Genomic DNA, 15,968 nt, shown 5'->3' on the forward strand with positions numbered 1-15,968 from the left:
CGCCCGCGGGCCGTTCGTCGTGACATCGCACAACGAACGGCCCGCGAAACAGTGACTTCTTACTACTTCACAGGTCGCGAAATTCGGCCCACAACCAGCCGAGAATCGCACCGAGGATGGCAGTGTCCACCAAACGCACGCGATCCTCTTCCCTCCGGCCGATCAATGACGCGCAATACTAACGCGCCGAGATCGGATCAGAGGCTGAAAAGCGGTCCGGTGAGCGTCAATCCGAGATCGGTGCCGACGTAGGCGAAGAACGCGAACAACATGAGCGCCGCGCCCGCCAGGCCGATGTCCTTGTTGAAGTGCGCCATCTCGCCCTGCTTGGCCTGCGGGTCGGTCTCCTTCCAGAAGGGGTGCATGAGGAAGGCGGTCGGCACCAGGAACACGATGAGCAGCAGCATGCCCAGGTCGGCCCAGACGCCCAGCAGCACGCTCAGCGCTCCGGCCAGCAGTAGGACGCCCGAGGCGGGAACCGCGATCTCGGGCAGGGGCACGCCCTTGAACTTGGCGTATTCGGCCATGGGCTTGCGTTGAGCCAGGTGCCCGAAGCCCGAGCCGAGGAACAGTAGCGCGAACAGGATCCGTCCGATCAAAACCAGCACGTCCATGGCCCGCTCCTATCGATGATCGATCTGCCATTGGGTGATACGGCAACCAACCTCATCAGGGTGGCAGAAAATTCCCGGACCTGCGGCTTCTTTGGAATACCCGTCAGGATGGTAGCGAGAGGCGGGCGTACTCCAGGGGAGGCATTCCGACCTCCTTGGCGAATTCGTTGGAGAAGTGCGCCTGATCGAAGTAGCCGAGTTCGAGGGCCAGGGCGGCGAGATCGGAGGTGCGGCCCTCGGCCAGCAGATGCGCGCCGTCCTGCAGGCGGTAGCGGCGCAGCACCCACTTGGGACTGCCGCCGACATAGCGGCGGAACAGGCGTTGCAGGGTGCGGATCGGGATGTCGAAACGCTCGGTGACCTGGTCGACTCGGGTCAGGTCCGGATCGTGTTCCATGGCGTCGACGATCTCGAGGACCTGGCGGTAGGCGGTGTCGTCGCCCGCCTCGCGCTGGAGGTCGACCAGGAAGTCCTCGATCAAATCGCGGCGGCGTTCGTGGTCGGTGGTGGCGAGCACGGCCGCGCCGAGCGCATCGGCGGCCGGGAAGACATCGGTTGCCGGGACCGAGGTGTCGCTGAACGCCCCGACGTCCAGACCGGTGAACGCGCCGAAGCCGCCCGCGCGGAATTTGACGCCGAAAGTCTCACCCTCCCCGGCCAATTCGCGCACGTACTTGGTGGTCCACACGCCGGTCACGAAGGCGCCGGTGCGTTCGTGGGTGCGCTCGAAGGTGAGGTTCACGCAGGGGTACGGCAGCACCTCGGCGTGGAAGGGCGGCTGGCCGCGCCGATCCCAGCGCACCGCCCAGTACCACTCGACATAGCGGGACACCCGCTCCCCCGCGGCCAGCCGGGCGTGATTGTTCGCGGCATTCTGCTGCCGCGGCCGCAGGATCCCCTTCGCGGTCTCCGGCGGTGGCACCGGACGCGGCGCGAACCGTCCATTCTCGTTGTCGCCGCTGGTCATTGCCCCTGTCGCTTTCTTACAAGACCATCGCGGCCGCGGCGACGAGAGTAGGTGCCATGAGCGACACCGTGAATCCGATCCCCGAGGGCTACCACTCCATCACCTGCTTTCTCGCCGTCCCCGACGCCAACGCGGCCATCGACTTCTACACCGCCGTCTTCGGCGCGAAACTCCTGAGCCGCAACGATCTTCCCGACGGCCAGGCCGCCCACGCCGAACTCCTCATCGGCGACTCCACCATCCAGGTCGGCATGCCCATCCCCGACGAGGGCCTGCGCGCCCCCGCCGACGACTGGGTCCACACCAGCATCGTCCACTACTGCCCCGACGTGGACGCCGTCTCGAAACTCGCCAAGGAGCACAACGCCCGCTACGTAGCCGACCCCGCCACCTTCGTCACCGGCGACCGCTACGGCCGAGTCATGGACCCCTTCGGCCACCGCTGGATCGTCATGACCCGCGTCGAAGACGTCTCCCGCGAGGAGGCCGAACGCCGAGTCAACGAGTGGATGGCCCAGCAGGCCTGACCACCGACATTCCCCGCCGGGCGACTCGCCCGCCGCGCGGGGACTCCGCCCTTTCCCTGCGGCGCACTCCCGACCGGAATTCCCCAGGCCCGCTGTGGCTCCCGGCCGAAACCATGCCGGGACAGCGGGGGAACCCGCCCGGCGACCGGTTCGCAGAGCGAGGATTGCCCGCTGATGGGGATTCCTCCCACTGCTTCGTACCTCGCCTTCCAAGTCGGCGCACCTCGTCATCGATGCCGAGGCGACAACTGATTTCGCGAGATGCGGGTAACTCACCGGGTACGTCCATAATCGGTTCGGCTCCCAGCCGCCGGCACGGGTTGCCAACGGCGAGCGGCTCTCAGCCGCCCGCTGAAGGCTCGGGGAGGCGGTCAAGCGAGCCCGGCGGCGTCCATGCCGCGTAGTTCCTTTTTGAGGTCGGCGATTTCGTCGCGGAGGCGGCCTGCTAGTTCGAATTGGAGTTCGCGGGCGGCGTTCATCATTTGGTCGGTCATGTCCTTGATGAGGTCGGCGAGTTCGGCGCGGGGCATGTTCTTGATGTCGCGGCCCTCGTAGACGCCCGCGCTCACCGCGCGGCCGGGTTCGCCCTGGGCGCGGCGGCCGCGGCTGGCATTGCGGCCGGAGCCGCCGACCTCGACCTCGGTCTCCTCGGCCTCGCGGTAGACCTGGTCGAGGATGTCATTGATCTTCTTACGCAATGGTTGCGGGTCGATGCCGCGCTCTTCGTTGTAGGCGACCTGTTTGGCGCGGCGGCGCTCGGTCTCGTCGATGGCCTGGCGCATGGAGTCGGTGATCTTGTCCGCGTACATGTGGACCTCACCGGAGACATTGCGCGCCGCGCGGCCGATGGTCTGGATGAGACTGGTGGCCGAGCGCAGGAAGCCCTCCTTGTCGGCGTCCAGGATCGCGACCAGCGACACCTCCGGCAGGTCCAGGCCCTCGCGCAGCAGGTTGATGCCGACCAGCACGTCGTACTCACCGAGCCGCAGCTGCCGCAGCAACTCCACGCGCCGCAGCGTGTCGATCTCCGAGTGCAGATACCGCACGCGCACACCGAGACCCAGCAGATAGTCGGTGAGATCCTCGGCCATCTTCTTGGTCAGCGTGGTGACCAGCACCCGCTCGTCGCGCTCGGTGCGCACATTGATCTCGTGCACCAGATCGTCGATCTGCCCCTTGGTCGGCTTGACCACCACATGCGGATCCACCAGGCCGGTGGGCCGAATGACCTGCTCGACGAATTCGCCTCCGGTCTGGCCCAATTCGTACGGGCCGGGCGTGGCCGACAGGTACACCGCCTGCCCGATCCGATCGGCGAACTCCTCCCAGGTGAGCGGCCGGTTGTCCACCGCCGACGGCAGCCGGAACCCGTATTCCACCAGATTCCGCTTCCGCGACATATCGCCCTCGTACATGCCGCCGATCTGCGGCACGGTCACATGCGATTCGTCGATGACGAGCAGGAAATCCTCGGGGAAGTAATCCAGCAGCGTCGCGGGCGCGGACCCGGCGGGCCGCCCGTCGATATGCCGCGAGTAATTCTCGATGCCGGAGCAGAATCCGACCTGCTTGATCATCTCCAGGTCGTAATTCGTGCGCATCCGAAGCCGTTGCGCCTCCAGCAGTTTGCCCTGCTTCTCCAATTCCGCGAGGCGCTCGTCGAGTTCCACCTCGATATCGCGAACGGCCCGCTCCATACGCTCGGGACCCGCCACATAATGCGTCGCCGGGAAAATGCGGACCATATCCACCTGCCGCACCACATCACCGGTCAGCGGGTGCAGATAGTAGAGCGCCTCGATCTCGTCGCCGAAGAATTCGATGCGCACCGCCAATTCCTCATAGGAGGGAATGATTTCGACGGTGTCGCCGCGCACCCGGAAGGACCCGCGGGTGAACGACATGTCATTGCGCGTGTACTGCACATCGACCAGCAACCGCAGCAGCCGATCCCGGTCGATCTCCTCGCCGACCTGAAGCGACACCGACCGATCCAGATACGACTGCGGCGTGCCGAGGCCGTAGATGCACGAGACGGACGCGACCACCACCACGTCCCGCCGCGAGAGCAGGCTCGAGGTCGCGGAGTGCCGCAGCCGCTCCACATCGTCGTTGATCGAGCTGTCCTTCTCGATGTAGGTGTCGGTCTGGGCGATGTACGCCTCGGGTTGGTAGTAGTCGTAGTACGAGACGAAGTACTCGACGGCATTGTTGGGCAGCATCTCGCGCAACTCGTTGGCCAGCTGCGCGGCCAGCGTCTTGTTGGGGGCCATGACCAAGGTCGGCCGCTGCAATCGCTCGATCAACCACGCCGTGGTCGCCGACTTACCGGTACCCGTGGCGCCCAGCAGCACCACGTCCTTCTCCCCCGCCCGGATCCGCCGCTCCAGCTCCTCGATGGCCGCGGGCTGGTCACCGGCCGGTTGATGCTCGCTGACCACCTGGAACCGACCCTCGACACGCTCGATCTCACCGATGGGCCGGTGTTCGGAGTGCGCCAGGGGCAGGTCGTCCGGGATTTCGGTTGCGAAAGCCATGCTCCAAGCCTAGGACGCCCCACCGACAAGTTCTGCCCGGCTGTCCCGCCTCCCCGAGCCTTCAGCGGGCGGCAGAGAGCCGTCGGCGTTGGCAACCCGTGCCTGCGGCTGGGTGCCGAACCGATTTTGGGCGTACCCGACGAGTTACCCTCGCGTCACCAAATCAGTTGTCACGTTGGGCAGGCTCCCCATGCGTTGCACCGCGTTTCGTAAACCTTCGGTAATGTCCGAATTGGCCCACACCCCAACGGTTTTCACCATCGCCCACCGACACGGTGTCGCGTAGATCTCAGTCCGTTCACGACGGTTTGAATACCCGCGTCCGGGTGTACTCTGGGCTCGCTGGTCGCACGATTCGAGAAGAGGCAGGGCGATGACCGGTCTGCATATGCCACAGCGGAATTCCACCAATGGCACACGCCCCAACGGCACGATCGGCAACACTGCACCGGTGTCCCCGCATCGCCCAAGACTAGAATTTTTCAATCTCGCGGATCTCTCGTGGACCGATTATCGCGGGTTTCTGCATCCGGTGGAGCGAATCCACGCCGAACCGTTCGGTCTGTATGTCGAACGGACGGTGGACAATCCGCGCTACCACTACATCGAGTCCTGGCTGCTGCCCGAACTCACCCTGCGCGCCACGGTCTACCACCTGCGCCCCGGCCACGACCGCGGCCAGACCTACTACCTCGACATCGGCGAGTACGGCCCCTGCGAGGCCAAGAAGTGGCGCGCCGAGGGCCACTACCTGCACGTGGTGGCCCGCCCCGGCCGGGTGCCCGAACTGGTCGGCATCGACAATCTGCTGACCGCCCATGCCGCAGGCTATTTCGACACCGCGCAGACCCACAAGGCCATCGAGCGGGCCGCCGCCGTGGTCGACGGCATCGCCGGCTGCGATCACGATGTCGATCGCTGGCTGGCCCGCCAGGGCATCACGCTCACCTGGCTGTAGCGACGAACCCGTCCGGTCCGCGAGTGGACCGGACGGGTTCGACCGAGTTTTTCCGTCCTCCGACTAGCCGGAAATGCTCGGCAGCAGATTGTTGAGAATGCCGGATCCGCCGTTCAGGATTCCGCTCGGACCGCAGCCGAAGCTGCCGAAGCTGCTGGCCGGATCCACCTGCACGGTAATCGACTTGGAGATCAGGTCCTGGGTGGCGGTCAGCGTGTGACTGCCCGTGGTGCTGGGCGTCCAGTTGAGGCTGGCCGAGCTCTTCAGCAGGTGCGACACCGGGCTGCCGGTGATCTCGGTGCCGTTGTCGTAGAAGCTCACCGGGAGCAGCACGTCGACCGACAGAGACGCGGTCAGCGTGTAGGAGCAGCCGACATTGTGGCTGTTGCCGCCGGAGACCGTCAGATCGGTCGGCCAGGCGGCGGCCTGCGGCGCGGCGAGGATGAGGGTCCCGGCCAGCGCGCCGAAGGAGGTGACTCCCAGGCCCACCCTGCGGGCGCGGGCATTGCGTTCGCTCATGCAGTTACTTCCCTAGATCGAGACGCCCGCCCAGGCGTGACGGGTCGTGCGCGAAACAACAGCGCAGCCGAACATTAGCGAAACAATGCCGCTTCAGATCCGGTTTCGGGAAAATTTCCCCCGGTCGGGACCGGATTCAGCAAACTATGGGCGACGCAACATCCGCTCCCCTGGACGACCGCCGCCCGACACGCGATGCTGAATGGCATGACTCGGGCACCCGCGGTGGACCTGCACCGACCCAAGGTGGAGTACTTCAATATCGACGAGCTCACCAATATCGACCCCAAGGGTTTCGTGCGTCAGGTGGAGCGGTACCAGGTCGAGCCGTGGGGGCTGTACATGGCCCGCACCTCCGATCACCCCGAGTTCCACTACATCGAATCCTGGCTGCTGCCGACGGTCTCGCTGCGCGCCACCGTCTTCCACTTCACCCCCGCGCACCTGCGCGATCAGGACTATTACATCGACATCGGCGAATTCGAGCAGATCGGCCCCAAGCAGTGGAAGTCGGTCGACCACTACCTGGACCTGGTCGTGCGCCAGGGCCGCGAGGTCGAATTACTCGACGTGGACGAGCTACTCGCCGCCCACGCCGCCGGTTACCTGACCCTCACCGAGGCCCAGCAGGCCATCGAGTCCGCGACCTCCACCATCGACGGAATCGCCGCCCACGGCCACAGTTTCGAGGACTGGCTGGCCGCCCAGGGCATCACCCTCACCTGGATGTGATCCGCGGGTAGACCTGCTCGAACCACGGCGTCTTGACCGCGAGGTAGGCGTCGATGGCCTCGGGACCGGTCAGTCCCGCGGCATTGGCCTCGGCCTTGCGCTTGAGCTCGACGTACTCCGCCCGCGCCGCGGCATCCGAGCGCAGCCAGTCGCGGAACTCCAGCGCGAATCGCTGCCCGGGCCAACCGTCCACGCGCACATGCACATTGACCGCGCGCCCCGGATCGGCATTGACGTGGATGCGCTTGGCCCACAGCGCCGGATCGGTGCCGGGCTTGCCGTCGTCGGTGGTGATGTGCTCGAGCCGTGGAAAACCGATGGCCTGCAGGGCATCTCGCAGCTCGTCGGCGACACCGAGATCGGCGACGGTGATCTGGATGTCGATCACATCCTTGGCCGGGAGCCCCTCGACCGCGGTCGAGCCGATGTGGTCGATGCGCCGGGCGCGCTCACCGCAGGCCACCGCGAGCCGGGCGATGATGCGCTGCGCCTGCACGCCCCAGGTGGGATCGGACTCGACCAGTCGCACCGCGCCGCGGGGCGCGCGGGTCGCGGCCCGCAGATTGTGTTCGAAGGGCACCAGCCGCTGTTCCCACAGCGCGCGCACCTGCGGCTCCAGCTCCTCGGGCGCGCCGCTGTTGTCCAACAGCACATCTCCCGCGGCCCGCCGCTGCTCATCGGTGGCCTGCGCCTGAATCCGAGCCAGGGCGTCCTCGCGAGAGATTCCACGGAAGGTCTCGAGCCGGTGCACCCGGGTCTCGGTGTCGGCCATGACCACCACGACGAGGTTCATGAACGGCCCCAGCCCGTTCTCCACGAGCAGCGGGATGTCCTGCACCACAATGCCGTCGGCGGGCGCGTTGGCGATGAGTTCGGCGGTGCGCTTGCCGACCAGGGGGTGGGTGATGGCGTTGAGGGTGGCGCGGGCCTCGTCGGTGGCGAAGGCCTTGGCCGCCAGGGCCGGTCGGTCCAGGCTGCCGTCGGCGGCGAGGATGTCGTCGCCGAAGGCCGCGACGAGGGCCGCGAGCCCCTCGGTCCCGGGCGCGACGACCTCGCGCGCGATGGCATCGCTGTCGACGAGGACGGCACCGAGGTCGGTGAGAATGCGGGCCACGGTGGACTTGCCCGCGCCCATGCCTCCGGTGAGACCGATACGCAACATTCGCCCAGTCTCGCACCCGGTCCGATCGCGACGACACTCAGGCCGGTCAGGGCATCATTTCTGACTACCCACTCGCAGGTGCGGTTTCACCTGCAAGGACAGTCCTTGCCCATTCCGTGATACCGACGAGACCGTTTCGCAACTTTTTCGGCGAATACGGACCGTTTGTCGGCAAGATTCCGACACGCCGGGGTGAATGTCGCGCAAAATTCGGTAAGCCCCACTTTTGTTCGGCTAAGGTTCGCCCCAGGCGATAGTGGGCCGGTAACACGCAAGAGAAGGAATATCTGTGGGCACCAACAAACTCCAGACGGGTCGCCACCGTCTGGGCCTGGCGGGCACCGTGCACTGCCTCGAGATCCCCGCCGTCGCAGCCGCTCTCGCGGAATACCGGCGATCCTGGCTCACCGCGCTACTCAGTCCGGCCCGACACAGCTTCGCGGCCATGCGCAAGCGCTCCTCCGAACCCGTCGTGGTGCGACGCTGGATTCCAGCCACCGTCGGCTGACTTCCTCCCCGAAACGCACGGTGGCCCGGCCCTTTCGGACCGAGCCACCGACCGTGCACGCCTAATGCGCTACGACCGCACCAGGCCGCTGGGCCGCCGCCGCGTCCCCGGATCCTGCCGCGGCATGGAGTTCGGCGGCACCGGATACGGCGTGCCGACGTTCGCGGTACCGAGGGCGACATTCGGGCCACACTGCGCCAGTGCGTCATTGACCTTCCGATCCGCCGGGGCGAACGCGGGCTTGGACGCGTCCGGACTCGACGCGAAGTCGAAGGCCGAGGTCATATCGCCGGTCACGCCGCGCCGCCACGCCGTCAGATTCGGCACGTCCACGCCGAAGCGCGTCTCCAGCAACCGCAGCTGCGAGGTGTGGTCGAAGGTCTCCGACGCGACCAGGCCGCCCCGGCTGTAGGGCGAGATCACCAGGCACGGAACGCGATAGCCCAGTCCGATCGGGCCGGTGATGCCCTCGAACTTGGCGGCCGTCGGCACCGTGATGTACTCCCCCGGCGTGCCCGCGGGCGCGGTCGGCGGGGTGACGTGGTCGAAGAAGCCGCCGTTCTCGTCGTAGCTGATGATCAGCGCGGTCTTCTCCCACACCGCCGGATTCGAGGTGAGGATGTCGAGCACCTGCATGATGCCTACCGCGCCGAAAGCCGGTGGCAGCGCCGGATGTTCGCAGTTCAGCAGCGAGGGGATGACCCAGGACACCGCGGGCAGCTGGTTCGCGGCCACATCGGCGGCGAAGTCCGACGGGTACGCCGGGGCCTTACCGCGCCGGGCCAGTTCGGAATTCGGGTCGGCGGCCTGCTTGAAGCAGCCCAGCATGCCGTCCAGGATCACCGAGGACAGCGGGCCGACATCGCGGTTGTTGTAGATCTTCCAGCTGACGCCCGCGTCGGAGAGGTTCTCCGGCATGGTCCGCCAGCTGTAGGCGTTCTGCGGAATCAGCGTCGGCGTCTCGAGCAGCGGGCCGCCATTGAGTCCGTCCGGATCGATGGTCGCCGACATCCAGTACAGCCGGTTGGGGTCGGTCGGGCCGAGCACCGAGCAGTGGTAGTTGTCGCACAGGGTGAAGGCATTGGCGAGATCCCAGTGCACCGGGATGTCGTCCTTGGTGTAGTAACCCATTGCGGCGGGACCGTTTCCGGCCCCGACCGCGGCAATCGACATCGGCATCCAGCCGTCGTTCTTGCCGCCGTTCCACGCCTTGTGCATGCCGACCCAGCCGTGGTCCGGGTCGTTGATGCACTCGCCGTCGAGGGTCGCGCCGCGCGTGGTGTCGAGGCGGAAGGGGTTGATGAAGCCGTCCGGGGTGGGCCCGACGCCGGGCGCGTAGCCGTACTGGTTCCAGGCCGGGGACGGATCGTCGAATCCGCGCACGCCGGACATGGTTCCGAAGTAGTGGTCGAAGGACCTGTTCTCCTGCATGAGCAGTACGAAGTGCTCGATATCGCCGAGTCCGCCCATGCCCGCCGGATCCGCGGCGTAGGCCCGCTCGATGATCGGGTTCGCCAGCGAGGCGAGCGACGCCGCACCGCCCGCGGCCATGGCCTTCGCCAGAAAATCTCGTCTATTGATTCCGGCGAACACGCCCATGCTCCGGTGAGGCCTTCCCGTTAGGAGTGAAACGACATTGAACGCGACGAACCTATCCGGTCGCGTGTCCAGTTCGCATCCAACCTTCGAATGATGACGGCCTAGCGAACCATTCGTAACCGTAGTGGGTCCAGTCGTGGATTTCTGACAGTGACTTGCACCTCATCGGCCGGTCGGCCTACGCTGGCAGCCATATCTGAGAGTGACTTTCAGGTATTGATCGTGGGAGACAGCATGTCCAGTCCGGCCGTCGCCGACCCGCCCCGACTTCCCGCCGCGTCCCCACCCGGCCTCGCCGGACGCTGGGGTCAACGCATGGCCCGGCACCGCCGCCTGGTCATCGGCGTCTGGCTGGTGCTGGTCGTGGTGTGCGGCGCGGCCTATCCGGCACTGCACGCGAAGCTCGGCGCGCCCGACTACAACGCGCCCGGAACCAGCTCCGCCGAGGCCGATCACCGTGTCGCCCAACACTTCTCGCAGCTGGGTGCGGAGCAGGATCTGATCGTGCTGCACGCGGACGGCTTCGTCGCCGACGATGCGCGATTCCGGGCCGCCCTGGACCGAGTGCTCGGCGCGGCCCGCGCGGTGTCGGGTGTCGCGGGCGCGGTCGGACCCTTCGAGGGCGATCCCAAGCATCAGATCTCCGCCGACCGGCACACCGCGCTCGCCATCGTGGGCCTCAATGGCACCATGTCCGAGCGCGTCGACGTGGCTGCCCGGCTCCAGACCGCCCTGACCGCCGCCTCCGATGCCGACGTCCGGGCCGATCTGGCCGGCTACTCGCCGGTCGAAGGCGAGATCCTGCGCATGGAGTCCGCGGATCTGACCCGCGGCGAGGCCATCGGCCTGCCGATCGCCGCCGGAGTGCTGGTCCTCGCGCTGGGCGCGGTGGTCGCGGCCACCCTGCCGATCTCGGTGACCGCGGCCGGCATCGCATTGGCGATCGGCGCGCTGTTCGGGTTGGCGAGCTTCCTGACCTTCGACTCGCTGGTCCTCTCGGTGGCGACCATGATCGGCACCGGCACCGCCATCGACTACGCCATGTTCATCGTGAGCCGCTTCAACGAGGAGCTGACCCGCCGCGGGGTCCGGGATCGCAAGGACCGCAGACAGATTCAGGAGGCCGTCGGGGTGGCGCTGGACACCGCCGGACGGACCGTCCTGGCCTCTGGGCTGATCGTCATGATCTCGCTGTGCTCGCTGATCGTGGTCGGGCTGCCCTTGCTCAATGGTGTGGCGCTGGGCGTGGTGACCGCGGTGATCGCCACCCTGACCGCCGCCTTCACCCTCCTGCCCGCGCTACTGGCCGCGCTCGGCCCGGCCGTCAACCGGGGCGCGCTGCCCGCGCGACTGCGCCCGGCCGAAACCCGCTCGACCACGGCCTCGACCGCGTGGGCGCGCTGGGCGCATCTGGTGATGGGTCGGCCCGGGGTGTTCGGCGCGCTCGGCATCGCGGTGCTGGTGCTGGCGGCGCTGCCGATCACCGGTATTCGCTACGGGATCGACATGGGCCTGGATGCGCTGGGCGATCGGCCGACCGGGCACGCGACGCGGTTGGTGCGCGACAACTTCGGGCCCGGGCTGCTGTCCCCGATTCAGGTGGTGGCCTCCGGGCCCGGCGACACCGCGCTGACCGCCGACGGCCGCACCGACGTGCTGCGCCTGACGACGGATCTCGCCCGCGACCCGCGGGTGGCCGCCGTGCTGCCCCAGCAGGCCGACGGCCGCTCGCTGCTCACCGTCGTCCCCAAGGACGCCTTCGATTCGACCTCGGCCGGCGATCTGAGCGCCGACATCCGTTCCCGCGCAAGCGCGATCGACTCGGCCGAGGTGCTGGTCGGCGGGATACCCGCCACCTTCGACGATGTGTCGGGGGTGATCACCCGCGGCTTCCCGTGGGTCATCGCGCTGGTGCTGTCCGCCTCACTGCTGTTCCTGATCGTGGCGTTCCGCTCGATTGTCTTGGCGCTCAAGGCGATTGCGCTGAACCTCCTGGCCACCGGTGCGGCCCTGGGGATTACGGTGCTGGTCTTCCAGCACGGTGTGGGCGCGGGCGCGCTGGGCTTCCACAGCTCCGGATTCCTGCAGGTGTTCCTGCCCATGCTGGTGTTCGCGGTGCTGTTCGGATTGTCCATGGACTACGAGGTTTTCCTCATCCGCCGGATGCGGGAGGCGTGGGATCACACCCACGACAACGCGGCCGCCGTCGCCGAGGGCCTGCAGCGCACGGCCCGACCCATTACCGCCGCGGCGGCCATCATGGTGGCGGTGTTCGCCAGCTTCGTGAGCGCGGATGTCTTGGAGCTGAAGGAGATCGGCTTCGCCTTGGCCATCGCGATCGCCATCGACGCGGTGATCGTGCGGCTGATCCTGGTCCCGGCGTTCATGCGGCTGTTCGGCCGCTGGAACTGGTGGCTGCCCGGCTTCGGCCGTCGGCTACCCGAGCTCGACCGTCAGCGGAAGACGGCCTCGAGCGCGGTCAGCACCGCCTCCACCACTTCGGCGTAGACCTCCCGCAGCCGGGCGGCGAAACCCGTTCCCTCCCAATGGTCCAACCCGGCCATACAGGTCCAGATGGAGATCGCCGCGGCCATCCGCAACTTCAGATCGTTGGCGTCGCGTCCGGTCAATTCGGCGAACGCGAGGCGGAACTCGTCCTCGAGGGCCCGCCACTGCTCGGTCTGGCGGGTGCGCACCTCGGGAATCGATCGGGCGTATCGCATGCGCACCCGGGTGCGGTACTCCACCTCGTCGGTCACGATCTCATCGAGCACCCCCGACACCATCGGGCGCGCGATCGCCAGCAGTCCGGGGAAGTCGCAGGTCTGTCCCGCACCGACGTTTCGAAGGACCTCGAGGGTCTGCGGATCGGTCTCGTCGTAGAGGACCAGCATCTCCTTGGTCCCGAAGTACCGGTAGATCGAACTCGGCGACACACCCGCCGCACTCGCCACCCGCTCGACGGTGACCTCCCGATACCCGTGCTCGTCGAACAGATCCAGCGCGACCCGCTGAATGCGGCTCATCGCCTCGACCTTGCGCAGCTCCCACAGCGAGGGCCTGGGGGCAATGGTGGACTTGGACATCTCAATCCCGAGAATAGCCAAAACCCCCGGGTCCTTTACGGACCCGGGGGCTCTTTCAGCAGATGCTGTGTTTCAGCCTATCCCGTGACGGGAAGCGAATCAGGCGTTGCCCGACAGCTTCTCGCGCAGGGCAGCCAGCTGGGCGTCGGACGCCAGCGAGCCACCGGCCGGAGCCTCGGACGCGGCGGCAGCCTGCGCACCCGACTCCGAGGAGTAGTTCGACGGACCACCGTTGGCGGCCTCGGCGGCGGCGTCGGCGGCCATCTTCTCCATCTGAGCGGTGTGCATCTTGTGGCGACGCTCGGCCTCGGCGTACCGGGTCTCCCACTCCTCACGCTGCTTCTCGAAGCCCTCGAGCCATTCGTTGGTCTCGGAGTCGAAGCCCTCGGGGAAGATGTAGTTGCCCTGGTCGTCGTAGCTGTCGGCCATGCCGTACTTCGACGGGTCGAACTCGGCGGTGTAGTCCTCGTTGGCCTGCTTCAGCGACAGCGAGATCCGGCGACGCTCGAGGTCGATGTCGATGACCTTGACCATGGCGTCGTCGCCGACGGCGACAACCTGGTCCGGGACCTCGACGTGGCGCTCGGCCAGCTCGGAGATGTGCACCAGGCCCTCGATGCCCTCTTCGACGCGCACGAACGCACCGAACGGAACCAGCTTGGTGACCTTGCCCGGCACGATCTGACCGATCGCGTGGGTGCGGGCGAACTGACGCCACGGGTCTTCCTGGGTCGCCTTGAGCGACAGGGAGACACGCTCGCGGTCGAGATCGACGTCGAGAACCTCGACGGTGACCTCGTTGCCGACCTCGACAACCTCGGACGGGTGGTCGATGTGCTTCCAGGACAGCTCGGAGACGTGCACCAGACCGTCGACGCCACCCAGGTCCACGAAGGCACCGAAGTTGACGATGGAGGACACGACGCCCTTGCGGACCTGGCCCTTCTGCAGCTGGTGCAGGAACTCGCTGCGCACCTCGGACTGGGTCTGCTCCAGCCAGGCGCGACGGGACAGCACCACGTTGTTGCGGTTCTTGTCGAGCTCGATGATCTTGGCCTCGATCTCCTTGCCGACGTACGGCTGGAGGTCGCGCACGCGGCGCATCTCGACCAGCGAAGCCGGGAGGAAGCCGCGCAGACCGATGTCCAGGATCAGGCCGCCCTTGACGACCTCGATGACGGTGCCCTTGACGGCCTCGTCACGCTCCTTGAGCTCCTCGATCGTGCCCCAGGCCCGCTCGTACTGAGCGCGCTTCTTCGACAGGATCAGGCGGCCTTCCTTGTCCTCCTTGGTGAGAACGAGGGCCTCGACCTCATCGCCCACGGAAACGACCTCGGCCGGGTCGACATCGTGCTTGATGGACAGTTCGCGAGACGGGATCACGCCTTCGGTCTTGTAACCGATGTCGAGAAGGACCTCGTCACGATCGACCTTGACAATGGTTCCTTCGACGATGTCGCCGTCGTTGAAGTACTTGATGGTCTTGTCGATGGCGGCGAGGAAGTCCTCGGCAGAGCCGATGTCGTTGACGGCTACCTGCGGCGAGGTGACGGTGGTGGGCATGTGTTGGGAGGCTCCGGACGGATTGTGGTCGGTAGTGGACATGTGGACTTTCGGTATTGCTGCGAACACACAGCTGTTGGAACTAACGTTGGCGGGACATGCACAGCACACCGCTGCGACGCTGCACAACGCTGCCCTGCTGCACTCTTTCAAGTGCTGGCATGCGGACTCACAGCACGATTGTCTGCTCTACTCGGTCTCGAGAAACCGGGTACAGAAGACACTCGCGGAAAACAGCGTACGCGACGTGTGTTGTACCAAGCAAACATGGGTCCCACCGTCACCCTCGCTAGGGTATGCCCATGTCCGAAGATCACTCCGCCGCCCCCGGCGACACCCGGCACGCCGAAGCCAATGCCCTGCTCGGAACGGTGGGAGTGACTCGCGCCAAGGTCGATTCGCAGTCCTCGCAACGGGCCAGCCGCAAATGGTGGGACGCGGACGCCGCCGCCTACCACGAGACGCACGCCGACTTCCTGGGCGTGGACTCCCCCGCGGGCGAGTTCGTGTGGTGCCCGGAGGGGTTGCACGAGGGTGACTGGCATCTGCTCGGGGATATAGAAGGAAAGCGAATCCTCGAGATCGGGTGCGGCTCGGCCCCCTGCTCGCGCTGGCTGGCCGCGCACGGCGCGCACCCGGTCGGGCTCGACATCTCGCGCGCGATGCTGGACCGCGGCCTGGCCGCCATGGCCGCGGGCGGCCCCCGCGTTCCTTTGATTCAGGCGGGTGCCGAGGAGTTGCCCTTCGCCGACGAATCCTTCGACCTGGCCTGCTCGGCCTTCGGCGCGGTCCCCTTCGTCGCCGACTCCGGCCGGGTCATGCGCGAAGTCCACCGCGTCCTGAAGCCCGGCGGCCGCTGGGTCTTCTCGGTCAACCACCCCATGCGCTGGATCTTCCCCGACGACCCCGGCCCCGACGGCCTGCGCGCCACCATCCCCTACTTCGACCGCACCCCCTACGTCGAACTCGACTCCGACGGCGAGCCCACCTACGTCGAACACCACCGCACCATCGGCGACCGAGTCCGCGAAATCGTCGCCGCCAACCTCACCCTCATCGACATCATCGAACCCGACTGGCCCGAATGGCTCGACCGCGAATGGGGCCAATGGAGCCCCCTCCGCGGCGAAATCTTCCCCGGCACAGCCATTTTCGTCACCGAGAAGCGCGCCTGAAACCTGGACAGCGCGGCTGAG

General features: G+C 66.8%; 14 protein-coding genes. 6 read left to right on the forward strand and 8 right to left on the reverse strand.

The annotated features are described in order from the left end of the window. Window positions 1–197 precede the first annotated feature (197 nt). Both VMT65_RS37330 and VMT65_RS37335 read right to left on the reverse strand, forming a co-directional pair. The gene (locus tag VMT65_RS37330; protein WP_326313457.1) at window positions 198–614 is read right to left on the reverse strand and encodes a DoxX family protein; all 417 of its coding nucleotides are present in this window, start codon (window positions 612–614) and stop codon (window positions 198–200) included. A 103-nt stretch (window positions 615–717) separates the two neighbouring features. Further along, on the reverse strand, window positions 718–1,581 hold the full coding sequence (locus VMT65_RS37335; RefSeq protein WP_326313459.1) for an AraC family transcriptional regulator: 864 nt from the start codon (window positions 1,579–1,581) through the stop codon (window positions 718–720). Between the two features lie 56 nt (window positions 1,582–1,637). On the opposite strand from VMT65_RS37335, the gene VMT65_RS37340 reads away from it, so the two are divergent. After that, window positions 1,638–2,108, forward strand: coding sequence for a VOC family protein (locus tag VMT65_RS37340; protein WP_326313461.1), 471 nt, complete (start codon window positions 1,638–1,640; stop codon window positions 2,106–2,108). Between the two features lie 371 nt (window positions 2,109–2,479). On the opposite strand, the gene uvrB is transcribed toward VMT65_RS37340, so the two are convergent. Then, a complete protein-coding gene (gene uvrB, locus VMT65_RS37345; RefSeq protein ID WP_326313463.1) occupies window positions 2,480–4,645 on the reverse strand; it encodes an excinuclease ABC subunit UvrB in 2,166 nt (721 codons plus the stop codon). Between the two features lie 532 nt (window positions 4,646–5,177). On the opposite strand from uvrB, the gene VMT65_RS37350 reads away from it, so the two are divergent. Continuing rightward, window positions 5,178–5,603 carry a DUF402 domain-containing protein gene (locus VMT65_RS37350; protein WP_326313465.1) on the forward strand — a complete coding sequence of 142 codons (426 nt, stop codon included), beginning with the start codon at window positions 5,178–5,180 and terminating at the stop codon, window positions 5,601–5,603. A gap of 63 nt (window positions 5,604–5,666) precedes the next feature. Here VMT65_RS37350 and VMT65_RS37355 read toward each other — a convergent pair whose 3' ends face one another. Then, window positions 5,667–6,122 carry a hypothetical protein gene (locus VMT65_RS37355; protein ID WP_326313467.1) on the reverse strand — a complete coding sequence of 152 codons (456 nt, stop codon included), beginning with the start codon at window positions 6,120–6,122 and terminating at the stop codon, window positions 5,667–5,669. 207 nt (window positions 6,123–6,329) lie between these two features. On the opposite strand from VMT65_RS37355, the gene VMT65_RS37360 reads away from it, so the two are divergent. Next, window positions 6,330–6,854 carry a DUF402 domain-containing protein gene (locus VMT65_RS37360; protein WP_326313469.1) on the forward strand — a complete coding sequence of 175 codons (525 nt, stop codon included), beginning with the start codon at window positions 6,330–6,332 and terminating at the stop codon, window positions 6,852–6,854. On the opposite strand, the gene coaE is transcribed toward VMT65_RS37360, so the two are convergent. Then, the gene (coaE, locus tag VMT65_RS37365; protein WP_326313471.1) at window positions 6,841–8,016 is read right to left on the reverse strand and encodes a dephospho-CoA kinase; all 1,176 of its coding nucleotides are present in this window, start codon (window positions 8,014–8,016) and stop codon (window positions 6,841–6,843) included. The two genes, VMT65_RS37360 and coaE, sit on opposite strands and share 14 nt — an antisense overlap. 289 nt (window positions 8,017–8,305) lie before the next feature. Here coaE and VMT65_RS37370 point away from each other — a divergent pair, with 289 nt between their 5' ends. After that, window positions 8,306–8,524 (forward strand): hypothetical protein, encoded by a 219-nt coding sequence (locus VMT65_RS37370; protein ID WP_326313473.1) that lies wholly within the window; start codon window positions 8,306–8,308, stop codon window positions 8,522–8,524. Window positions 8,525–8,593: 69 nt separating this feature from the next. On the opposite strand, the gene VMT65_RS37375 is transcribed toward VMT65_RS37370, so the two are convergent. Further along, window positions 8,594–10,123: a phospholipase C gene (locus VMT65_RS37375; RefSeq protein ID WP_326313475.1), complete on the reverse strand. Its 1,530-nt coding sequence runs from the start codon at window positions 10,121–10,123 to the stop codon at window positions 8,594–8,596. A gap of 234 nt (window positions 10,124–10,357) precedes the next feature. Between VMT65_RS37375 and VMT65_RS37380 the strand changes: the two genes are divergently transcribed. After that, on the forward strand, window positions 10,358–12,631 hold the full coding sequence (locus VMT65_RS37380; protein WP_326313476.1) for an MMPL family transporter: 2,274 nt from the start codon (window positions 10,358–10,360) through the stop codon (window positions 12,629–12,631). On the opposite strand, the gene VMT65_RS37385 is transcribed toward VMT65_RS37380, so the two are convergent. Next, window positions 12,577–13,209 (reverse strand): TetR/AcrR family transcriptional regulator, encoded by a 633-nt coding sequence (locus VMT65_RS37385; protein WP_326313478.1) that lies wholly within the window; start codon window positions 13,207–13,209, stop codon window positions 12,577–12,579. The genes VMT65_RS37380 and VMT65_RS37385 overlap by 55 nt on opposite strands. A 99-nt stretch (window positions 13,210–13,308) precedes the next feature. Further along, the gene (gene rpsA / locus VMT65_RS37390; protein WP_326313568.1) at window positions 13,309–14,772 is read right to left on the reverse strand and encodes a 30S ribosomal protein S1; all 1,464 of its coding nucleotides are present in this window, start codon (window positions 14,770–14,772) and stop codon (window positions 13,309–13,311) included. A gap of 302 nt (window positions 14,773–15,074) precedes the next feature. On the opposite strand from rpsA, the gene VMT65_RS37395 reads away from it, so the two are divergent. Continuing rightward, entirely contained in the window at window positions 15,075–15,947 is an 873-nt protein-coding gene (locus VMT65_RS37395; RefSeq protein WP_326313479.1) for a class I SAM-dependent methyltransferase, read from the forward strand. Window positions 15,948–15,968: the final 21 nt, after the last annotated feature.

Source organism: Nocardia sp. CDC153 (assembly GCF_035818515.1).
In the GTDB taxonomy this organism is placed as follows: Bacteria; Actinomycetota; Actinomycetes; order Mycobacteriales; family Mycobacteriaceae; genus Nocardia.